The following is a 17717-nucleotide window of genomic DNA, read 5'->3' as shown; positions in this document are numbered from 1 at the left end:
GAGCCGGTTCCGCGGTGTCTCTGGAAGGGCAGTGGCACTGCGGGGTTCTGGATTGAAATGAAGCGCCAGAGGTAAACATGCAAGCGAACGTCGATTTCAAGCAGCTCGTCGAAGGCGCCGGCGATGCCATCATGGTGTGCGATGCGCAGGGTGCTATCACGCTGTGGAACCGGGCCGCCGAGCGCATCTTCGGTTTCACCGAGGCCGAGGCGCTCGGCCAGTCGCTCGACCTGATCATTCCCCAGCGGCAGCGCCAGCGGCACTGGGACGGCTATCACAAGACGATGGACACCGGCATCACCAAGTACGGCGCCGACCTGCTGCGCGTTCCCGCGCTGCACAAGGACGGGCACACGCTGTCGATCGCCTTCACGGTGTCGATGCTGTTCTCCGCCGATCACGAGGTCACGGGCATCGTCGCCATCGTGCGGGATGAATCCGTGCGCTTTGCCGAGGAGCGCAAATTGCGCGCCCGTCTGGTAGAAGTCGAAGCCGCGATGGTTAAAGAAGGAGACAGGCAATGAGCAAGGCACTCGAAGGCGTTCGGATCCTCGACTTCACCCACGTGCAGTCGGGCCCCACCTGCACCCAGCTGCTGGCGTGGTTCGGCGCCGACGTGATCAAGGTCGAGCGCGCAGGCGAAGGCGATGCCACGCGCGGCCAGCTGCGCGACATTCCCGGCGCGGACAGCTTGTACTTCACGATGCTGAACCACAACAAGCGCTCGATCACGCTGGACACCAAGAACCCCAAAGGCAAGGAGGTTCTCGACAGCCTGATCAAGACCTGCGACGTGCTGGTCGAGAACTTCGCGCCCGGCGCGCTCGACCGCATGGGCATCACCTGGGCCCACATCCAGAAGCTCAACCCGCGCATGATCGTGGCTTCGGTCAAGGGCTTCGGGCCCGGCAAGTACGAGCACTGCAAGGTCTATGAGAACGTGGCCCAGTGCGCCGGCGGCGCGGCCTCGACCACCGGCTTCGAAGACGGCCCGCCGCTGGTGACCGGCGCGCAGATCGGCGACAGCGGCACCGGCCTGCACCTCGCGCTCGGCATTCTTGCCGCGCTGTTCCAGCGCAACTCTTCCGGCCGCGGCCAGCAGGTGCTCGCGCCGATGCAGGACGCCGTGCTCAACCTCTGCCGCGTGAAGATGCGCGACCAGCAGCGGCTGGAGCGCACCGGCACCATGCACGAATACCCGCAGTACCCCGACGGCAAGTTCGGCGACGCCGTGCCGCGCGCGGGCAATGCCTCGGGCGGCGGCCAGCCGGGCTCGATCCTCAAGTGCAAGGGCTGGGAGACCGACCCCAACGCATACATCTACTTCATCACGCAGGCGGCCGTGTGGCCTGCGGTGTGCAAGGTGATCGGCGAGGAGGGCTGGATCACCGACGAGGCCTACGCCACGCCAGCCGCGCGCCTGCTGCACCTGAAGCCGATCTTCGCGCGCATCGAGCAGTGGACCATGACCAAGGACAAGTTCGAGGCCATGGAGATCCTCAACGAGTACGACATTCCCTGCGGGCCGATCCTCTCGATGAAGGAGATCGCCGAGGACGAGTCGCTGCGCGAAACCGGCACCATCGTCGAGGTCGACCACCCGGTGCGCGGCAAGTACCTGACGGTGGGCAATCCCATCAAGATGTCCGACAGCCCGACGGTGGTGACGCGCTCGCCGCTGCTCGGCGAACACACCGAGGAAGTGCTGCGGCAGCTCGGCTACGGCGCGGACGACCTGGCGACCTTGCGGGCCGAACGCGTGATCTGAGGCGCGGCACAGGCCCGCCAACTTGAGTTGCGAGAGCGCCGCCTGCGGGTGGCGCGGTAGGCCCTTGGGCGCGGGCATTCCTGGCCTCCATCTATAACTCTTGATGAATGATTTATATAAATTAGTTTAATTTTTATTTATTCATCACCGGTCCTACATTTGAATCTGCCGAGCCCGGCATCAATTCAAGGAGAAGGTCATGGAAAACCATTCGCCCGTTCAATACTGGCGCGACGAAATCGAGCGCAATGCCTATAACGCAGCATTTTTCGAATTGGGGCTGCGCTGGCATTGGGACGGCGAAACCTACGACCGCCTGATGGACCTGAGCCAGAACGCCAACGAGCGGATCGGCCATTACCTGAAGACCCATCAGCCGCACCTCCTGAGGGCATACGACGCCGAATTCCTGGCGGTGGTGATCGAGCAGAAGAAGGAAATCCACAGAAAGCGGGAAATGGCTTCGTCGAGCTATTTCAATTGGGCTGAAAGCCACGGCGTCGAGCTCGGTGCCTGAAATAAATACATTCAATCCAGCAGTCGAGCCCGGCCATGAACATCCACGAATACCAGGGTAAAGACGTCCTGCGCCAATACGGCGTGGCAACGCCCCGCGGATTCGTCTGCCGCTCGCCCGACGAGGCGGCGGATGCGGCTACCCGGCTCGGTGGCCGGGCCTGGGTGGTCAAGGCGCAGATTCATGCGGGCGGCCGGGGCAAGGGCGGCGGCGTGAAGCCCGCATGGTCCGTCGCCGAAGTGCGGCGGCACGCGGACCAGATGCTCGGCATGACGCTGAAGACCCACCAGACCGGCCCCGAGGGTCGCGTGGTGAAGCAGCTGCTGGTCGAGGAGAGCGTCGAGATCGACAAGGAGCTGTACCTCGGCTTCGTGGTCGATCGCAACTCGCAGCGCGTGGCGTTGATGGCTTCGAGCGAAGGCGGCACGGACATCGAGGCGGTGGCTGCGCGCACGCCCGAGAAGATCCACAAGCTCTTCATCGATCCGGACGCCGGCCTGCGCATTGCCGAGGCCGACGGCATCGCGCGCCGCATCGGCATCGACGAGCGTTCGGTGGTGCAGGCGCGCGTGTTCATGCAGAACCTCTACCAGGCCTTCGATGCCAGCGACGCGTCGCTGGCCGAGATCAATCCGCTGGTGCTGACCCGCGACGGCCGCGTGATGGCGCTCGACGCGAAGTTCGACTTCGACGCCAACGCCCTGTACCGCCAGCCCGGGATCGCCGCGATGCGCGACTTCGACGAGGAAGACCCGGTGGAGGTCGAAGCCTCGAAGTTCGACCTCTCGTACATCGCGCTCGACGGCGACATCGGTTGCCTCGTCAACGGCGCCGGCCTCGCGATGGCGACGATGGACGCGATCAAGCTCTACGGCGGAACGCCCGCCAATTTTCTCGACGTGGGCGGTGGTGCGACAGCCGAAAAGGTGACCGAAGCCTTCAAGCTGATGCTGCGCAACCCGAAGCTCAAGGCCGTGCTGGTCAACATCTTCGGCGGCATCATGAAATGCGATGTCATTGCGCACGGCGTGGTTGCTGCAGCGCGAGAAACCGGGCTCACCGTGCCGCTGATCGTGCGCATGAAGGGCACCAACGAGGACCTGGGCCGGACCATCCTCGCGCAGTCGGGCCTGTCGATCATCAACACCGACGACATGGCCGAGGCTGCGCAGCGGGCCATTGGGGCTGCTCGGAACTGGGAGCGCTAGCAATGAACCTCCCTTCTTCTGTTCGATGCGGTGTGCGTTGTTCTTCAGGGCGCGATCCCGCCGACGGCGTGCTTCTTTTCTCGAATGTCCCCCGGCCTTCGGCCTCCTCCTTTATTTCGCGAAAAGAAGCCCACCATCGACGTGATCGTTGGACGCAGCGGTGGTTGATCGGCGAGCACCGGCAGCGTGTCCTCGTGCGCAGGGCATCGGGTGCTCCCCGCAGCGAAATAAAGGAGGAGCCGAAGGCGGGGGACATTCGCGGAGGGGAGTACCCGATGGCCTGTGCACGCACCCCGAAGACACACACAAGCAACGCGCGATGGAACCACTGAAATGTCCATCCTGATCAACAAGCACACCCGCGTGATCACGCAGGGCATCACCGGCAAGACCGGCAGCTTCCACACGGCCCAGTGCCTCGAATACGGCAACGGCCGGCACTGCTTCGTCGCGGGCGTGAACCCGCTGAAGGCAGGCGAGTCGCTGGCCGGCATTCCGATCTTCGGCACCGTGAAAGAGGCCAAGGCCCGCACCGGCGCCACCGTCTCCGTGATCTACGTGCCACCACCTTTCGCCGCTGCGGCCATCGACGAAGCGGTCGATGCCGAGCTCGAACTCGTCATCTGCATCACCGAAGGCATTCCGGTGCGCGACATGATCCGCACGCGTCACCGCATGCAGGGCCGCAAGACGCTGCTGCTCGGACCCAACTGCCCCGGCCTCATCACGCCAGGCGAAATCAAGATCGGCATCATGCCCGGCCACATCCACCAGCGCGGCCGCATCGGCGTGGTCTCGCGCTCGGGCACGCTCACCTACGAGGCCGCAAGCCAGCTCGCGAGCTTCGGCATCGGGCAGTCGACCGTGGTCGGCATCGGCGGCGACCCCGTCGGCGGGCTGCGGCACATCGACGTGCTGCGGATGTTCAACGACGATCCGCGCACCGACGCCGTGATCATGGTCGGCGAAATCGGCGGCGATGCCGAGGAGCAATGCGCGTACTGGATCCGCGACCACATGCGCAAGCCCGTCGTCGGCTTCATCGCGGGCGCCAGCGCGCCGCCCGGCAGGCGCATGGGCCATGCGGGCGCCATCGTTTCCGGCGGCCGCGGCACCGCGCAGGAAAAGCTCGCGGTCATGAAGGAATGCGGCATCCACGTCACGCGCAATCCGGCGGAGATGGGAAAGCTGCTCGCCTCGCTCGTGATCCCCGACTACCTGCCGTTCGACTGACTGACGGCCGGCTCGAATCCTCCATCCAGAAAGCAGACAACAACATGCAGCAAGAACAGACGAAATGGGTCCGCTTCGAACACGCCGGCGGCATCGGCTTCGGCACGCTCGAAGGCGATGCGGTGCACGAGCGTCGGGGCGACATGTTCGGCAGCTCCGAGCCCACGGGCCGCGTGTTTGCGCTGGCGGGGCTCCAGCTGCTCACGCCCACCGAGCCGACCAAGGTGATCGCGCTGTGGAACAACTTCCATGCGCTCGGCGCCAAGCTGGGCCTGCCGGTGCCGGCGGAGCCGCTGTACCTGCTGAAGACGCCCAACTCCTACCTCGCTCCCGGCGCGCCGATCCGCAAGCCGCTGTGCGACGGCAAGGTGGTGTTCGAGGGCGAGCTCGGCATCGTGATCGGCAAGACCGCCACAGCCGTCTCCGAGGCCGACGCGCTCGACCATGTGTTCGGCTACACCTGCGCCAACGACGTGACCGTGGCCGACATCCTGAACCGCGACGCCTCGTTCGCGCAGTGGGTGCGCGCCAAGGGCTTCGACACCTTCTGCCCGATGGGCCCGGTGGTGGCCACCGGCCTCGACGCCGCAACGCTCACCGTGACCACGCTGCTCAACGGCGAGATGCGCCAGAACTATCCGATCAGCGACATGCGCTTCTCGGTGCAGCAGCTGGTCAGCCTGATCTCGCAGGACATGACGCTGCACCGCGGCGACGTGATCCTCTGTGGCACCTCGGTCGGCGTCGGCTCGATGAAGCCTGGCAGCCTCGTCGAGATCGAGATCGGCGGCATCGGAAAACTCAGCAACCGCTTCGGCTGACAACGCGCATGCCGAAGCGGCCGCGCAAGAAATTCAACTCTTGGGGATCGATATGAAGATTGCAATCATCGGCGCGGGCGCCATCGGCGGACTGGTCGGCGCGAAGCTCGCGCTGGCCGGCGAGGACGTGACGTTCATCGTGCGCGGCGCCAACCTCGAAGCCATCGGCAGGAACGGCATCAAGCTGGTCTCGGCCGAGGGCGAAGAACAGGTGGCGCGCAACGTCAAGGCCACCGACCGCTACGACGAGGCGGGTCCGCAGGACATCGTCGTGCTCGCCATGAAGGCCCACCAGGTCGAGGCGGTGGCGAACGACGTGCCCAAGCTGTTCGGGCCCGACACCGTTGTCGTGACGATGCAGAACGGCATTCCGTACTGGTACTTCCACCAGCACGGCGGTGCTCTCGCAGGCACGCCGGTGCGCAGCGTCGATCCCTCGGGGCTCGTGGCCGCGAAGATCCCCGCGCAGCGCGTGATCGGCTGCGTGGTCTACCCGGCCTCGGAGCTGATCGCGCCCGGCGTGGTCAAGCACATCGAAGGCGAGCGCTTCCCGGTCGGCGAGCTCGACGGCTCGGCCAGCGAGCGCGTGAACCGCGTTGCCGCCTGCTTCACCGGCGCCGGCTTCAAGGCGCCCGTGCTCGACAACATCCGCGCGGAGATCTGGCTCAAGCTCTGGGGCAACCTGACCTTCAACCCGATCAGCAGCCTCTCGCATTCGACGCTGGTCGACATCTGCCAGTACCCGCCCTCGCGCGATCTCGCCGCCGCGATGATGCGCGAGGCCCAGGCCGTCGCGCACAAGCTCGGCATCGAGTTCCGCGTGACGCTCGAAAAGCGCATCGCGGGCGCAGAGAAAGTCGGCAAGCACAAGACTTCGATGCTGCAGGACGTGGAAGCCGGGCGCGCACCGGAGATCGATGCGCTGGTGGGCGCCGTGGTCGAACTGGCCCGGCTGACCGAGACCTCGACACCGCACATCGACACCGTCTACAGCCTGGTCAAGCTGCTCGCGCGAACGATGGAAGACCAGCGCGGCCGCGTCAGGCTCCACGAAATCGCAGCATGAGACGCACACGCAGCGCCAAGATCGTCGCGACGCTCGGCCCGGCCACCACCGACGAGCCGGCCATCCGCGCGCTGTTCGAGCGTGGCGTGGACGTGTTCCGGCTCAACTTCAGCCACGGCACGCAGCACGACCATGCGCGCCGGCTGGAAACCATTCGCCGCCTCGAGAAGGAATTCGGCCGGCCCATCGGCATCCTGCTGGACCTGCAGGGGCCGAAGCTGCGGCTGGGCGCTTTCGAAGGCGGCCGCGCGCAGCTCGATGCGGGCGCGCGCTTCCGGCTCGACATGGACAGCAAGACCAGCGGCAGCGCACGCCGCGCGCCGCTGCCGCATCCGGAAATCTTCGCCGCGCTGCAGGAAGGCACCGAGCTGTTGCTCGACGACGGCAAGCTGCGGCTGCGCGTGGACAGCCACGGCGCCGACTTCGCCGAGACCACGGTGCTGGTCGGCGGACCGATCTCGGATCGCAAGGGCGTCAACGTGCCCAGCGTGCTGCTGCCGATCTCGCCACTGACGCCGAAGGACCGCGACGACCTGGCTTTCGGCCTGTCGATCGGTGTCGATTGGGTTGCGCTGTCGTTCGTGCAGCGGCCCGAGGACATCGAGGAGGCGCGCGCCATCATCGGCACGCGCGCCTGGATCATGGCCAAGCTCGAGAAGCCCGCGGCCATCGAGCATCTCGACGCCATCGTCGCGCTGTGCGACGGCATCATGGTGGCGCGCGGCGACCTCGGCGTGGAGCTGCCGCCCGAGCAGGTGCCCGAGCTGCAGCGCCTGATCGTGCGCGCCTGCCGCAAGGGCGGCAAGCCGGTGGTGGTGGCGACGCAGATGCTCGAATCGATGATCGCATCGCCGGTGCCCACGCGCGCCGAGGTGTCCGACGTTGCAACGGCCATCTACGACGGCGTCGATGCGGTGATGCTCTCGGCCGAATCGGCCTCGGGCAGGTACCCGCTCGAGGCGGTCGCGATGATGGACCGCATCATCGCGCGCGTCGAAGCCGATCCCTCGTACCGCGCGGGCATCGACGCCACGCACGACGCGGCGCTGTCGACCACGGCCGACGCGGTCTGCGCCTCGCTGCGCCAGGTGGCCGCGCTGCTCGCGCCGGCCGCCACCGTGACGTATACCTCTTCGGGTTTCACAAGCCTGCGCGCTGCGCGCGAGCGCCCGGCCGTGCCCATCCTGAGCCTCACGCCCGACACCGCCGCAGCACGCCGCATGGCGATGGTCTGGGGCGTGCATGCGGTGCTCGTCGACGACGTGCATGACGTGGCCGAGATGATCGAGTGCGCCTGCCGCACGGCCCGCGCCGAAGGTTTTGCGAAGGCGGGCGACGACGTGGTGGTGGCGGCGGGCCTGCCCTTCGGTCAATCGGGCACGACGAACCTGCTGCACGTCGCGCGGATACCCGACTGAGCGCAGGCCATCGGCGCAGGCGCGCTGTACGATGCCGCTCGACTGCAGCCACCTGTTCTCCCCCGATGAAGCATGCGACCCTGCGCCAGTTGAAGGTCTTCGAAGCCGTGGCGCGGCTGCTGAGTTTTTCGCGAGCGGCCGAGGAGCTCCACCTCACGCAGCCCGCCGTCTCCACGCAGGTGCGCAAGCTCGAGGAACACGCCGGCAATGTGCTGTTCGAGCAGTTCGGCAAGAAGATCTACCTCACGCCCGCTGGCACCGAGCTGCTGCAGATCAGCCGCACCATCATCCAGCAGTTCGAGGCGGCCGAGAACGCGATGATGCAGTTCAAGGGCGTCTCCGGCGGCAAGCTCAACGTGGGCGTGATCAGCGCGGGCGATTACTTCTTTCCGCGCCTGCTGGTCGAGTTCGCGAGCCGGCACCAGGGCGTGACGCTGAACTTCACGGTCCACAACCGCGCGCAGCTGCTGACGCACATCGCCGAGAACCTCACCGACCTCGCGATCATGGTGCGCCCGCCGACCGATCTCGATACCGTCAACCAGCCGTTCGCTCCGCACCCCTATGTGATCGTCGCGGCGCCGGGCCATCCGCTGGTGGGCGTGAAGAAGATCCCGCTCCAGCGGCTGATGCGCGAGCCCTTCGTGGTGCGCGAGAAAGCCTCCGACACCTGGCATTCGATGGAAGACGGCTTCGGCGGCGACCTCAGCGGCATCAACATCGCGATGGAAATCCGCAGCACCGAGACCATCAAGCAGGCCGTGATCGCAGGCATGGGCGTGAGCTTCGTGTCGGCGCACACGGTGAGCCAGGAACTGCGCGCCGGCAGCCTCTGCGTGCTCGATGTCGAGGGCTTTCCGCTGATGCTCAACTGGTACGTGGTGCACCGTCGCAGCAAGCGCCTGCCGCCGGTGGCGCAGGCCTTCAAGGACTTCCTGCTGAGCGACGGACCGTCGCTGATCGCGCAGATCGTTCCATTCGAAAGCCCCAAAGACAAAGAGCGCGGCGAGTAACTCGCGCGCGCTCTTCGGGGAGGATCGGTTCGGTGTGGAAGCTCAACGCCGTGCAGCCGGCGAACGCTGCATCAGCGCGGCACGCGCGGCCTTGTAGAAGATCACGATGGGCATTGCGGCGATGAGGTCGCGCAGCGCATCGTTGGCAGTGGACGAAGAGGCGGGAGTGCGCAGGGCGCTGGAATTCAGGGTGGTGTGGCTCATTGAGGGCTCCAAAGGATTGAAACTGAAAGACCGAAGGGATTACCCTGAATTTTAGGGTTTACCCTAGACGAGAGCAAACGCCATTTTCGCGTTTCTTGACCTAGGTCAATTTTTTCAACGACAGGCAGGTTCTTGCACAACGCGCAGCGTGGCCGTACGAGCGCTTCGCAAGCGGGCCTGCATCAGCGCAGAACGCGCATCGCGAAAGTCATCGCACGAACCGTCGAAGTTCCGCGAAGACCTTTGCGATCCAGCTGGGCAATTTCTCTTCCATGCACACCATGCCGCGGCATCGCGAGATGCATGTCGGATGCAGCGCAATGCGCGCGTGCGAAGAGGCCTGCTGCTAGGGATACCACGGGGGTCTTGCGAGTCCGCGATTCGTGTGAACTTGACTGAGGTCAAGAGTTTTTGAGTCGCTCCGACCGACAGTCATTCACGCGCAAAACCAGGTGATCTTCATGCGGTGTATCGATGTCAAGGAAGCCTCGTTGCCTGTCGATGCGTACCGATCGCGTGGCGTGTGTGGCGCATGGCGCAGCACCCCGTTTTATTTCCGCTGTTTGCACCGATCGCTCGATTGATTTATCTGCATTCGAAGTCTGTCGGACCTCACCGAAAAACCAAGGACAACACCATGAATCGGCCCACCTCCACGATCGCAGGTTCCACCCCCGCGATGTTTCCTCCCTCCGAAACCCATGGCGCCACCGCGAGCCGATCCGAGGCATACCGATGGGGCCAGCTGCTGATCGGCATCGTCTGCATGGCGATGATCGCCAACCTGCAATACGGCTGGACGCTCTTCGTCAATCCGATCGCCGAGAAGCACGGCTGGAGCCGCGCCGCGATCCAGGTGGCGTTCACCATCTTCGTGCTCACCGAGACATGGCTGGTGCCGATCGAAGGCTACCTCGTCGACCGCTTCGGACCGCGTCCCGTGGTGCTGGTGGGCGGCCTGCTGTGCGGCCTCGGCTGGGTGCTCAACTCGGAGGCCGATTCGCTCACGTTGCTCTACATCGCAGCGGCCGTCGGCGGTATCGGCGCGGGCGCGGTCTACGGCACCTGCGTGGGCAATGCGCTCAAGTGGTTCCCCGATCGCCGGGGGCTTGCTGCGGGCATGACCGCCGCGGGCTTCGGCGCGGGCTCGGCGCTCACGATCATCCCGATCTCCGCGATGATCAAGTCGAGCGGCTACGAAGCGGCCTTCTTGTATTTTGGGATCGGGCAGGGACTCATCGTGTTCCTGCTCGCATGGATGCTGACCCGTGCGCCCCACCATGCCAAGGCATCGAATAGCCGCAACGTGCAGCAGGCGGGCCGCGACTATGCGCCCTCGGAAGTGCTGCGCTCGCCCGTGTTCTGGGTCATGTACGCGATGTTCGTGATGGTGGCGGCCGGCGGCCTGATGGCCACGGCGCAGCTCGCTCCCATCGCGAAGGACTTCAAGATCATGGACGTGCCGGTCAACATCATGGGCCTGGTGCTGCCCGCGCTGACCTTCGCGCTCGCCATCGATCGCGTGCTCAACGGCCTCACGCGGCCCTTCTTCGGCTGGGTGTCCGACAAGATCGGCCGTGAGCAGACGATGTTCATCGCCTTCGCGATGGAGTCGGTCGGCATCCTGATGCTCTACCACTACGGCCAGAACCCGATCCTCTTCGTGATCCTGACCGGCATCGTGTTCTTCGCCTGGGGCGAGATCTACAGCCTGTTCCCCTCGACCTGCGCCGATACCTTCGGCTCGAGGTATGCGGCATCGAACGCCGGCATGCTCTACACCGCGAAGGGCACGGCCTCGCTGCTGGTTCCGCTGTCGAGCGTGCTCGCCGCCGCCACCGGCAGCTGGCAGGCCGTCTTCATCGCCGCCAGCGCGGTCAATGCGCTTGCTGCGCTGATGGCGTGGTTCGTGTTGCGGCCGATGCGTCGCAAGCACATCGAGGCGAGCCGCGCCACGACCACCATCGAGTAAGCCGTCGGCTCTTCCGATACACGCGGCCCTGCCATGAAGATGGCAGGGCTTTTTGCCGATGGGGCCGCAGGGTTTGTGCGCATTGGCACCGCGCTTGTTTCCGCGGAAATTGACTTGCGTCAAGGCCCCTATCGCTCGATTCATCGACATTGATCCTCAAGCGGATGAGCGCGGGATTCACGTCGGATTTCATGACGGCGGCCCGTGACGAAACCACGATGAAAACGGCTCCGCCGGCAGCAAGACAACGGCGGCGCAGGCGGCAACGGACCAGACCGGATGGGACCATGAAACTACAACAGGCGCAGCAGGGGCACGAGGTACCGCATCCGGCCTCAGCTCCCATCGACAAGGACAAGGAACTCGCCGCCGTGCAGCGCAGCCTGCTGCAGCATGCGGACGAACCCGGCGCGCTGCTGCCGATCCTGCACGACGTACAGGACGCGCTGGGCTACATCCCCGCCCACACGGTGCCGGTGATCGCCGAGGCGCAGAACCTCTCGCGCGCCGAGGTGCACGGTGTCGTCACCTACTACCACCACTTTCGTGCCGAGCCCGCGGGCCGCCACGTGATCCAGATCTGCCGCGCCGAGGCCTGCCAGTCGATGGGCGCCGATGCGCTGCTCGCCCACGCGGAGCTGCGCCTCGGATGCAGCGCGCACGGCACCTCGAAGGACGGCGCCTTCACGCTGGAGCCCGCGTTCTGCCTCGGCCTGTGCGCCTCGTCGCCCGCGATGACGCTCGACGACCAGCCGCATGCACGCATGACACCCAGGGCATTCGACGCGCTGATCGCGCAGGACAACAACCCATGAGCACCATCACCGTCTATGTCCCGCGCGACTCGGCCGCGCTCGCAGCCGGCGCCGACCGCGTGGCCCAGCGCATCGCGAAGGAAGCCACGGCGCGCGGCATCATGCTCGAGCTCGTGCGCAACGGTTCGCGCGGCATGTTCTGGCTCGAACCGCTGGTCGAGGTGAACACCCCGACCGGCCGCATCGCCTACGGGCCGGTGACGCCCGACGACGTGGCCGGCCTGTTCGACGCCGGCTTTCTCACGGGCGGCAGGCATCCGCTCGCGCTCGGTCCGACCGAAGACATTCCCTACCTCAAGAAGCAGGAGCGCCTGACCTTCGCGCGCATGGGCATCACCGACCCGGTGTCGCTGACCGACTACCAGGCCTACGAAGGCTTCGCCGGCCTGCGCCGCGCGCTGGCGCTCGCGTCCGAGGAGATCGTGCAGCAGGTGCTCGATTCGGGCCTGCGCGGACGCGGCGGTGCGGCCTTTCCCGCCGGCATCAAGTGGAAGACGGTGCTGGGCACGGCCGCCGCGCAGAAGTACATCGTCTGCAACGCCGACGAGGGCGACTCGGGCACGTACTCCGACCGCATGACGATGGAGGGCGACCCCTTCATGCTGATCGAGGGCATGACCATCGCGGGCCTCGCCACGGGCGCGACGCAGGGCTACATCTACGTGCGCTCCGAGTACCCGCATGCGATCGCCACGCTGAACGAGGCCATCCGCGTGGCCGAGGCGGCGGGCTTCCTCGGCGACAACATCCTGCGGTCGGGCAAGCGCTTCTCGCTCGCGGTGCGCAAGGGCGCTGGCTCGTACGTGTGCGGCGAAGAAACGGCGCTGCTCGAAAGCCTCGAAGGCAAGCGTGGCATCGTGCGCGCCAAGCCGCCGCTGCCGGCCATCGAGGGCCTGTTCGGCCAGCCCACGCTGATCAACAACGTCATCACGCTGGCCAGCGTGCCGCTGATCCTGGCGCGCGGCGCAGCTTTCTATCGCGACTACGGCGTGGGCCGTTCGCGCGGCACGCTGCCGATGCAGCTGGCCGGCAACATCAAGTACGGCGGCCTGGTCGAGAAGGCCTTCGGCGTCACGCTGCGCGAGCTGCTGTACGACTACGGCGGCGGCTCGGCCTCGGGTCGGCCGATCAAGGCGGTGCAGGTCGGCGGGCCGCTGGGCGCCTACCTGCCCGAGTCGCAATGGGATCTGCCGCTCGACTATGAAGCCTATGCGGCCGTCGGCGGCACGGTGGGCCATGGCGGCATCGTGGTGCACGACGACACGGCCGACCTGTCGAAGCTCGCGCGTTATGCCATGGAGTTCTGCGCGCTCGAATCCTGCGGCAAGTGCACGCCATGCCGCATCGGATCGACGCGCGGTGTCGAGGTGATCGACAAGATCCGCGCGGACCAGAACCGCATACAGCAGGTCATCCTGCTGCGCGACCTGTGCGACACCATGGTCCACGGATCGCTGTGCGCCATGGGCGGCATGACGCCGTTCCCGGTGCTTTCCGCGCTCGACCATTTTCCGCAGGACTTCGGTCTTGTGGTCCCCGATCGCAAGGCTGCTTGAGATGACGCCTTGCTTTTTGATTCTTCGCGGTTGTTCGGGGCGCGATCACGCCGACGGGGTGCCTTGCTCCGCGAATGTCCCCCGGCCTGCGGCCTCCTCCTTTATTTCGCTGCGCAAGGCACCCCATCGGCGTGATCGATGGACGCGGCGACCGAACGGCCAGCACAAGAGCGGCGCTCACTGTGCACAGGGCATCGGGTGCTCCCCGCAGCGAAATAAAGGAGGAGCCGAAGGCGGGGGACATTCGCGGAGGGGAGTACCCGGTGGCCTGTGCACGCGCCCCGAACGCAAATGCTCCGAACGTCAGCCCACTGAATAAAAGCCCACCGAGGCACAGAGAGAAAGCAAAAGACATGTTGGACCATCTGAAAGAAACCGACTACGGCACCCCGAAGCGCGAATCGACGCGCGAGGTCACGCTGGAAATCGACGGTACCGAAGTCACCGTGCCCGCCGGCACCTCACTGATGCGCGCCGCGGTGGATGCCGGCATCAACGTGCCCAAGCTCTGCGCCACCGACAGCCTGGAGCCCTTCGGCTCATGCCGCCTGTGCCTCGTCGAGATCGAGGGCCGCAAGGGCTTTCCGGCCTCGTGCACCACGCCCGCCGAAGCCGGCATGAAGGTGCGCACCCAGACACCGAAGCTGCAGGACCTGCGCAAGGGCGTGATGGAGCTCTACATCTCCGACCATCCGCTCGACTGCCTCACCTGCTCGGCCAACGGCAACTGCGAACTGCAGGACATGGCGGGCGTCACCGGCCTGCGCAACGTGCGCTACGGCTTTGACGGCGCCAACCACCTGAAGGACCAGAAGGACGAGTCCAACCCGTACTTCAGCTACGACCCCTCCAAGTGCATCGTGTGCAACCGCTGCGTGCGCGCCTGCGAGGAAACGCAGGGCACCTTCGCGCTCACCATCAGCGGCCGTGGCTTCGAGTCGCGCGTGTCGCCGGGCCAGGACGAAGCCTTCATGGATTCGGAATGCGTGAGCTGCGGCGCCTGCGTCGAAGCTTGCCCCACCGCTACGCTGCAGGAAAAGTCGGTGATCTGGCTCGGCCAGCCCGAGCACAGCGTCATCACCACCTGCGCCTACTGCGGCGTGGGCTGCGCCTTCAAGGCCGAGATGAAGGGCAACGAGGTCGTGCGCATGGTGCCCTGGAAGGACGGCAAGGCCAACGAAGGCCACTCCTGCGTCAAGGGCCGCTTCGCCTGGGGCTACGCGACGCACCAGGACCGCATGCTCAAGCCGATGATCCGCAAGAACATCAGCGATCCATGGCAGGAAGTGAGCTGGGACACCGCGCTGAACTACGCCGCGAGCGAGTTCAAGCGCCTGCAGGCCAAGTACGGCAAGGACTCGATCGGCGGCATCACCTCCTCGCGCTGCACCAACGAGGAAACCTACCTCGTGCAGAAGCTGGTGCGCGCCGCCTTCGGCAACAACAACGTCGACACCTGCGCGCGCGTGTGCCATTCGCCCACGGGCTATGGCCTGAAGCAGACGCTGGGCGAATCGGCCGGCACGCAGACCTTCGCCTCGGTCGACAAGGCCGACGTCATCATGGTGATCGGCGCCAACCCGACCGACGGGCACCCGGTGTTCGCCTCGCGCATGAAGAAGCGGCTGCGCCAGGGCGCGAAGCTGATCGTGGTCGATCCGCGCCGCATCGACATCGTGAGGTCGCCGCACATCAAGGCCGCGCACCACCTGCAGCTGCGGCCCGGCACCAACGTGGCCGTGGTCACGGCGCTGGCGCACGTCATCGTTACCGAAGGGCTGATGGCCGACGACTTCGTGGCCGAGCGCTGCGACCTGGCCTCGTTCAAGGAATGGAAGTCGTACGTCGAGCGCCCCGAGCAGTCGCCCGAAGCCACCGAAGCCGCCACCGGCGTGCCGGCCGCCGAGCTGCGCGCGGCCGCGCGGCTGTTCGCCACCGGCGGCAACGCCGCCATCTACTACGGCCTCGGCGTGACCGAGCACAGCCAGGGCTCGACCACCGTGATGGGCATCGCCAACCTCGCGATGGCCACCGGCAACGTCGGACGCGAGGGCGTGGGCGTGAACCCGCTGCGCGGCCAGAACAACGTGCAAGGCTCCTGCGACATGGGCTCCTTCCCGCACGAACTGCCGGGCTACCGCCACGTGTCGGACAGCACCACGCGTTCGGCCTTCGAAGCCGCATGGGGCATACAGATCGACCCCGAACCGGGCCTGCGCATTCCCAACATGTTCGATGCCGCGATCGGCGGCAGCTTCAAGGGCCTGTACTGCGAGGGCGAGGACATCGTGCAGTCCGACCCCAACACCCAGCACGTGGCCGCCGCGATGATGGCCATGGAATGCGTGGTGGTGCAGGACATCTTCCTCAACGAAACCGCCAAGTACGCGCACGTGTTCCTGCCGGGTTCCTCGTTCCTTGAAAAGGACGGTACCTTCACCAACGCCGAGCGCCGCATCTCGCGTGTGCGCAAGGTGATGCCGCCGAAGGCCGGCTATGCCGACTGGGAAGTGACCGTGAAGCTCGCGCAGGCCCTCGGCTATCCGATGGACTACAGCAGCCCCGAAGAGATCATGGACGAGATCGCCGCGCTGACGCCGACCTTCCACGGCGTGAGCTACCAGCGCCTCGACGAGCTCGGCAGCATCCAGTGGCCCTGCAACGACGCCGCGCCCGAGGGCACGCCCACCATGCACATCGACCGCTTCGTGCGCGGCAAGGGCAAGTTCATCGTCACGCAGTACGTGGCGACCGACGAGAAGGTCACGCGCATGTTCCCGCTGCTGCTGACCACGGGGCGCATCCTCTCGCAGTACAACGTGGGCGCGCAGACCCGGCGCACCGAGAACAACCAGTGGCACAGCGAGGACCGACTGGAGATCCATCCGCACGATGCCGAGGAGCGCGGCGTGAAGGACGGCGACTGGGTCGGCATCCAGAGCCGCGCGGGCGAGACGGTGCTGCGCGCCACGGTGTCCGAGCGTATGCAGCCGGGCGTGGTCTATACCACCTTCCACTTCCCCGAGTCGGGCGCGAACGTGATCACCACCGACAACTCCGACTGGGCCACCAACTGCCCCGAGTACAAGGTGACGGCCGTGCAGGTGGCGCCCGTGATGCAGCCCTCCGCCTGGCAGCAGGAGTACAGCCGCTTCAACAAGGTCCAGCTGGACCTTGCGACGGCCGGCTCGGCGCAGGCTCCGCGCAACGAGACGATCCCCGCCAAGTAGCGCAATGGCCATGGACATCGCCACCTTGCCGGCCGCGGACGGCGCCGACACCTTCTGCGAGGGCGCGCGCCTGCTGCCCGTGCACGGCGTGCGCGGCGGCGAGGCCTATGCGGTGCAGGACTGGGTGGCCGAGGAAGTGCCGGTGGCGCTGGAGTTCAACGGCATCTCGCATGCGGTGATGCTCGCGACGCCGCTCGACCTGGAAGACTTCGCGCTCGGCTTCTCGCTCAGCGAGGGCATCCTCGACCACGCGCACGAACTCTATGCGGTGGAGACGGGCGAATCGGAGCTCGGCATCACGGTGCGCCTGCAGGTGTCGAGCGCCGCCTTCGCGCGCCTGAAGCAGAGGCGCCGCACGATCGCGGGCCGCACCGGCTGCGGGCTGTGCGGCACCGAGAGCCTGGCGCACGTCTCGCGCGAACTGCCGGTGCTCGCCGATCCGGCAGGGCCGCTCGAACGGCAGGCCATCGCGCGCGCGATGCTGCAGGTCCAGTCGTTGCAGACGCTGCAGCAGGCCACCGGTGCGGTGCACGCCGCGGCCTGGTGCTCGGCCGATGGCGAGGTGCAGTGGCTGCGCGAGGACGTGGGCCGCCACAACGCGCTCGACAAGCTGATCGGCGCACTCGCGAACAACGATGTCGACGCATCCGCCGGCTTCATCGCCGTGACCAGCCGCGCCAGTTTCGAGATGGTGCAGAAGACGGCGATGGCGGGCGTGCCGCTGTTGGCCGCGGTGTCCGCGCCGACTTCGTTCGCGGTGGCCACGGCCGAGCGCGCGCGGCTCACGCTGGTCGGTTTCGCGCGCAAGGACGACCTGGCGGTCTACAGCCACCCCGGGCGCCTGGCGGCGGCCGGGTACGGCGCGCACTGAAGCAGTCATCCAATCATTCCAAAGG

15 protein-coding genes are annotated in these 17717 nt (G+C 66.3%); 14 read left to right on the top strand and 1 reads right to left on the bottom strand.

What is annotated here, in order from left to right; all coding sequences use genetic code 11:
• Window positions 1–77 precede the first annotated feature (77 nt).
• The 9 genes from ASD05_RS18615 (at window position 78) to ASD05_RS18575 (ending at window position 9044) form a co-directional block, all read left to right on the top strand.
• Window positions 78–524: a PAS domain-containing protein gene (locus ASD05_RS18615; protein WP_056595365.1), complete on the top strand. Its 447-nt coding sequence runs from the start codon at window positions 78–80 to the stop codon at window positions 522–524.
• A complete protein-coding gene (gene frc, locus ASD05_RS18610; RefSeq protein WP_056595363.1) occupies window positions 521–1768 on the top strand; it encodes a formyl-CoA transferase in 1248 nt (415 codons plus the stop codon). Before ASD05_RS18615 ends, frc begins: the two co-directional genes overlap by 4 nt.
• A gap of 199 nt (window positions 1769–1967) precedes the next feature.
• Window positions 1968–2285: a hypothetical protein gene (locus tag ASD05_RS18605; protein ID WP_056595361.1), complete on the top strand. Its 318-nt coding sequence runs from the start codon at window positions 1968–1970 to the stop codon at window positions 2283–2285.
• Window positions 2286–2320: 35 nt separating this feature from the next.
• Window positions 2321–3493: an ADP-forming succinate--CoA ligase subunit beta gene (gene sucC, locus ASD05_RS18600; RefSeq protein ID WP_056595360.1), complete on the top strand. Its 1173-nt coding sequence runs from the start codon at window positions 2321–2323 to the stop codon at window positions 3491–3493.
• A 333-nt stretch (window positions 3494–3826) separates the two neighbouring features.
• Window positions 3827–4726 carry a succinate--CoA ligase subunit alpha gene (gene sucD / locus ASD05_RS18595; protein WP_056595358.1) on the top strand — a complete coding sequence of 300 codons (900 nt, stop codon included), beginning with the start codon at window positions 3827–3829 and terminating at the stop codon, window positions 4724–4726.
• A gap of 44 nt (window positions 4727–4770) precedes the next feature.
• Window positions 4771–5547 carry a fumarylacetoacetate hydrolase family protein gene (locus tag ASD05_RS18590; RefSeq protein ID WP_056595356.1) on the top strand — a complete coding sequence of 259 codons (777 nt, stop codon included), beginning with the start codon at window positions 4771–4773 and terminating at the stop codon, window positions 5545–5547.
• A 52-nt stretch (window positions 5548–5599) separates the two neighbouring features.
• On the top strand, window positions 5600–6613 hold the full coding sequence (locus ASD05_RS18585) for a 2-dehydropantoate 2-reductase (protein WP_056595354.1): 1014 nt from the start codon (window positions 5600–5602) through the stop codon (window positions 6611–6613).
• Complete coding sequence (gene pyk / locus ASD05_RS18580; RefSeq protein ID WP_056595352.1) at window positions 6610–8031, top strand: pyruvate kinase; 1422 nt, start codon at window positions 6610–6612, stop codon at window positions 8029–8031. The genes ASD05_RS18585 and pyk overlap by 4 nt, the downstream gene beginning before the upstream one ends.
• Before the next feature lie 65 nt (window positions 8032–8096).
• Entirely contained in the window at window positions 8097–9044 is a 948-nt protein-coding gene (locus ASD05_RS18575; protein WP_056595350.1) for a LysR family transcriptional regulator, read from the top strand.
• A 42-nt stretch (window positions 9045–9086) separates the two neighbouring features.
• Here the strand turns inward: ASD05_RS18575 and ASD05_RS30500 are convergent, their stop codons facing one another.
• Complete coding sequence (locus tag ASD05_RS30500) at window positions 9087–9248, bottom strand: hypothetical protein (protein WP_007834182.1); 162 nt, start codon at window positions 9246–9248, stop codon at window positions 9087–9089.
• A 679-nt stretch (window positions 9249–9927) separates the two neighbouring features.
• Between ASD05_RS30500 and oxlT the strand changes: the two genes are divergently transcribed.
• The 5 genes from oxlT to fdhD all read left to right on the top strand — a co-directional run bounded on the left by oxlT (window position 9928) and on the right by fdhD (window position 17692).
• Window positions 9928–11220 (top strand): oxalate/formate MFS antiporter, encoded by a 1293-nt coding sequence (gene oxlT, locus ASD05_RS18570; RefSeq protein WP_056595348.1) that lies wholly within the window; start codon window positions 9928–9930, stop codon window positions 11218–11220.
• Between the two features lie 287 nt (window positions 11221–11507).
• Window positions 11508–12035, top strand: a complete 528-nt coding sequence (locus ASD05_RS18565) for a formate dehydrogenase subunit gamma (RefSeq protein WP_235508033.1) — start codon at window positions 11508–11510, stop codon at window positions 12033–12035.
• A complete protein-coding gene (locus ASD05_RS18560; RefSeq protein ID WP_056595346.1) occupies window positions 12032–13591 on the top strand; it encodes a formate dehydrogenase beta subunit in 1560 nt (519 codons plus the stop codon). The genes ASD05_RS18565 and ASD05_RS18560 overlap by 4 nt, the downstream gene beginning before the upstream one ends.
• 353 nt (window positions 13592–13944) lie before the next feature.
• Window positions 13945–16821, top strand: coding sequence for a formate dehydrogenase subunit alpha (gene fdhF / locus ASD05_RS18555; RefSeq protein ID WP_056595344.1), 2877 nt, complete (start codon window positions 13945–13947; stop codon window positions 16819–16821).
• Window positions 16822–16831: 10 nt separating this feature from the next.
• Complete coding sequence (gene fdhD, locus ASD05_RS18550; RefSeq protein WP_056595898.1) at window positions 16832–17692, top strand: formate dehydrogenase accessory sulfurtransferase FdhD; 861 nt, start codon at window positions 16832–16834, stop codon at window positions 17690–17692.
• Window positions 17693–17717 lie beyond the last annotated feature (25 nt).

It is taken from the genome of Variovorax sp. Root434 (assembly GCF_001426595.1).
Classification (GTDB): Bacteria; Pseudomonadota; Gammaproteobacteria; order Burkholderiales; family Burkholderiaceae_C; genus Variovorax.
Note: the sequence above shows the minus strand (reverse complement) of the source record. Positions and strands in the feature narration are given on the sequence as shown.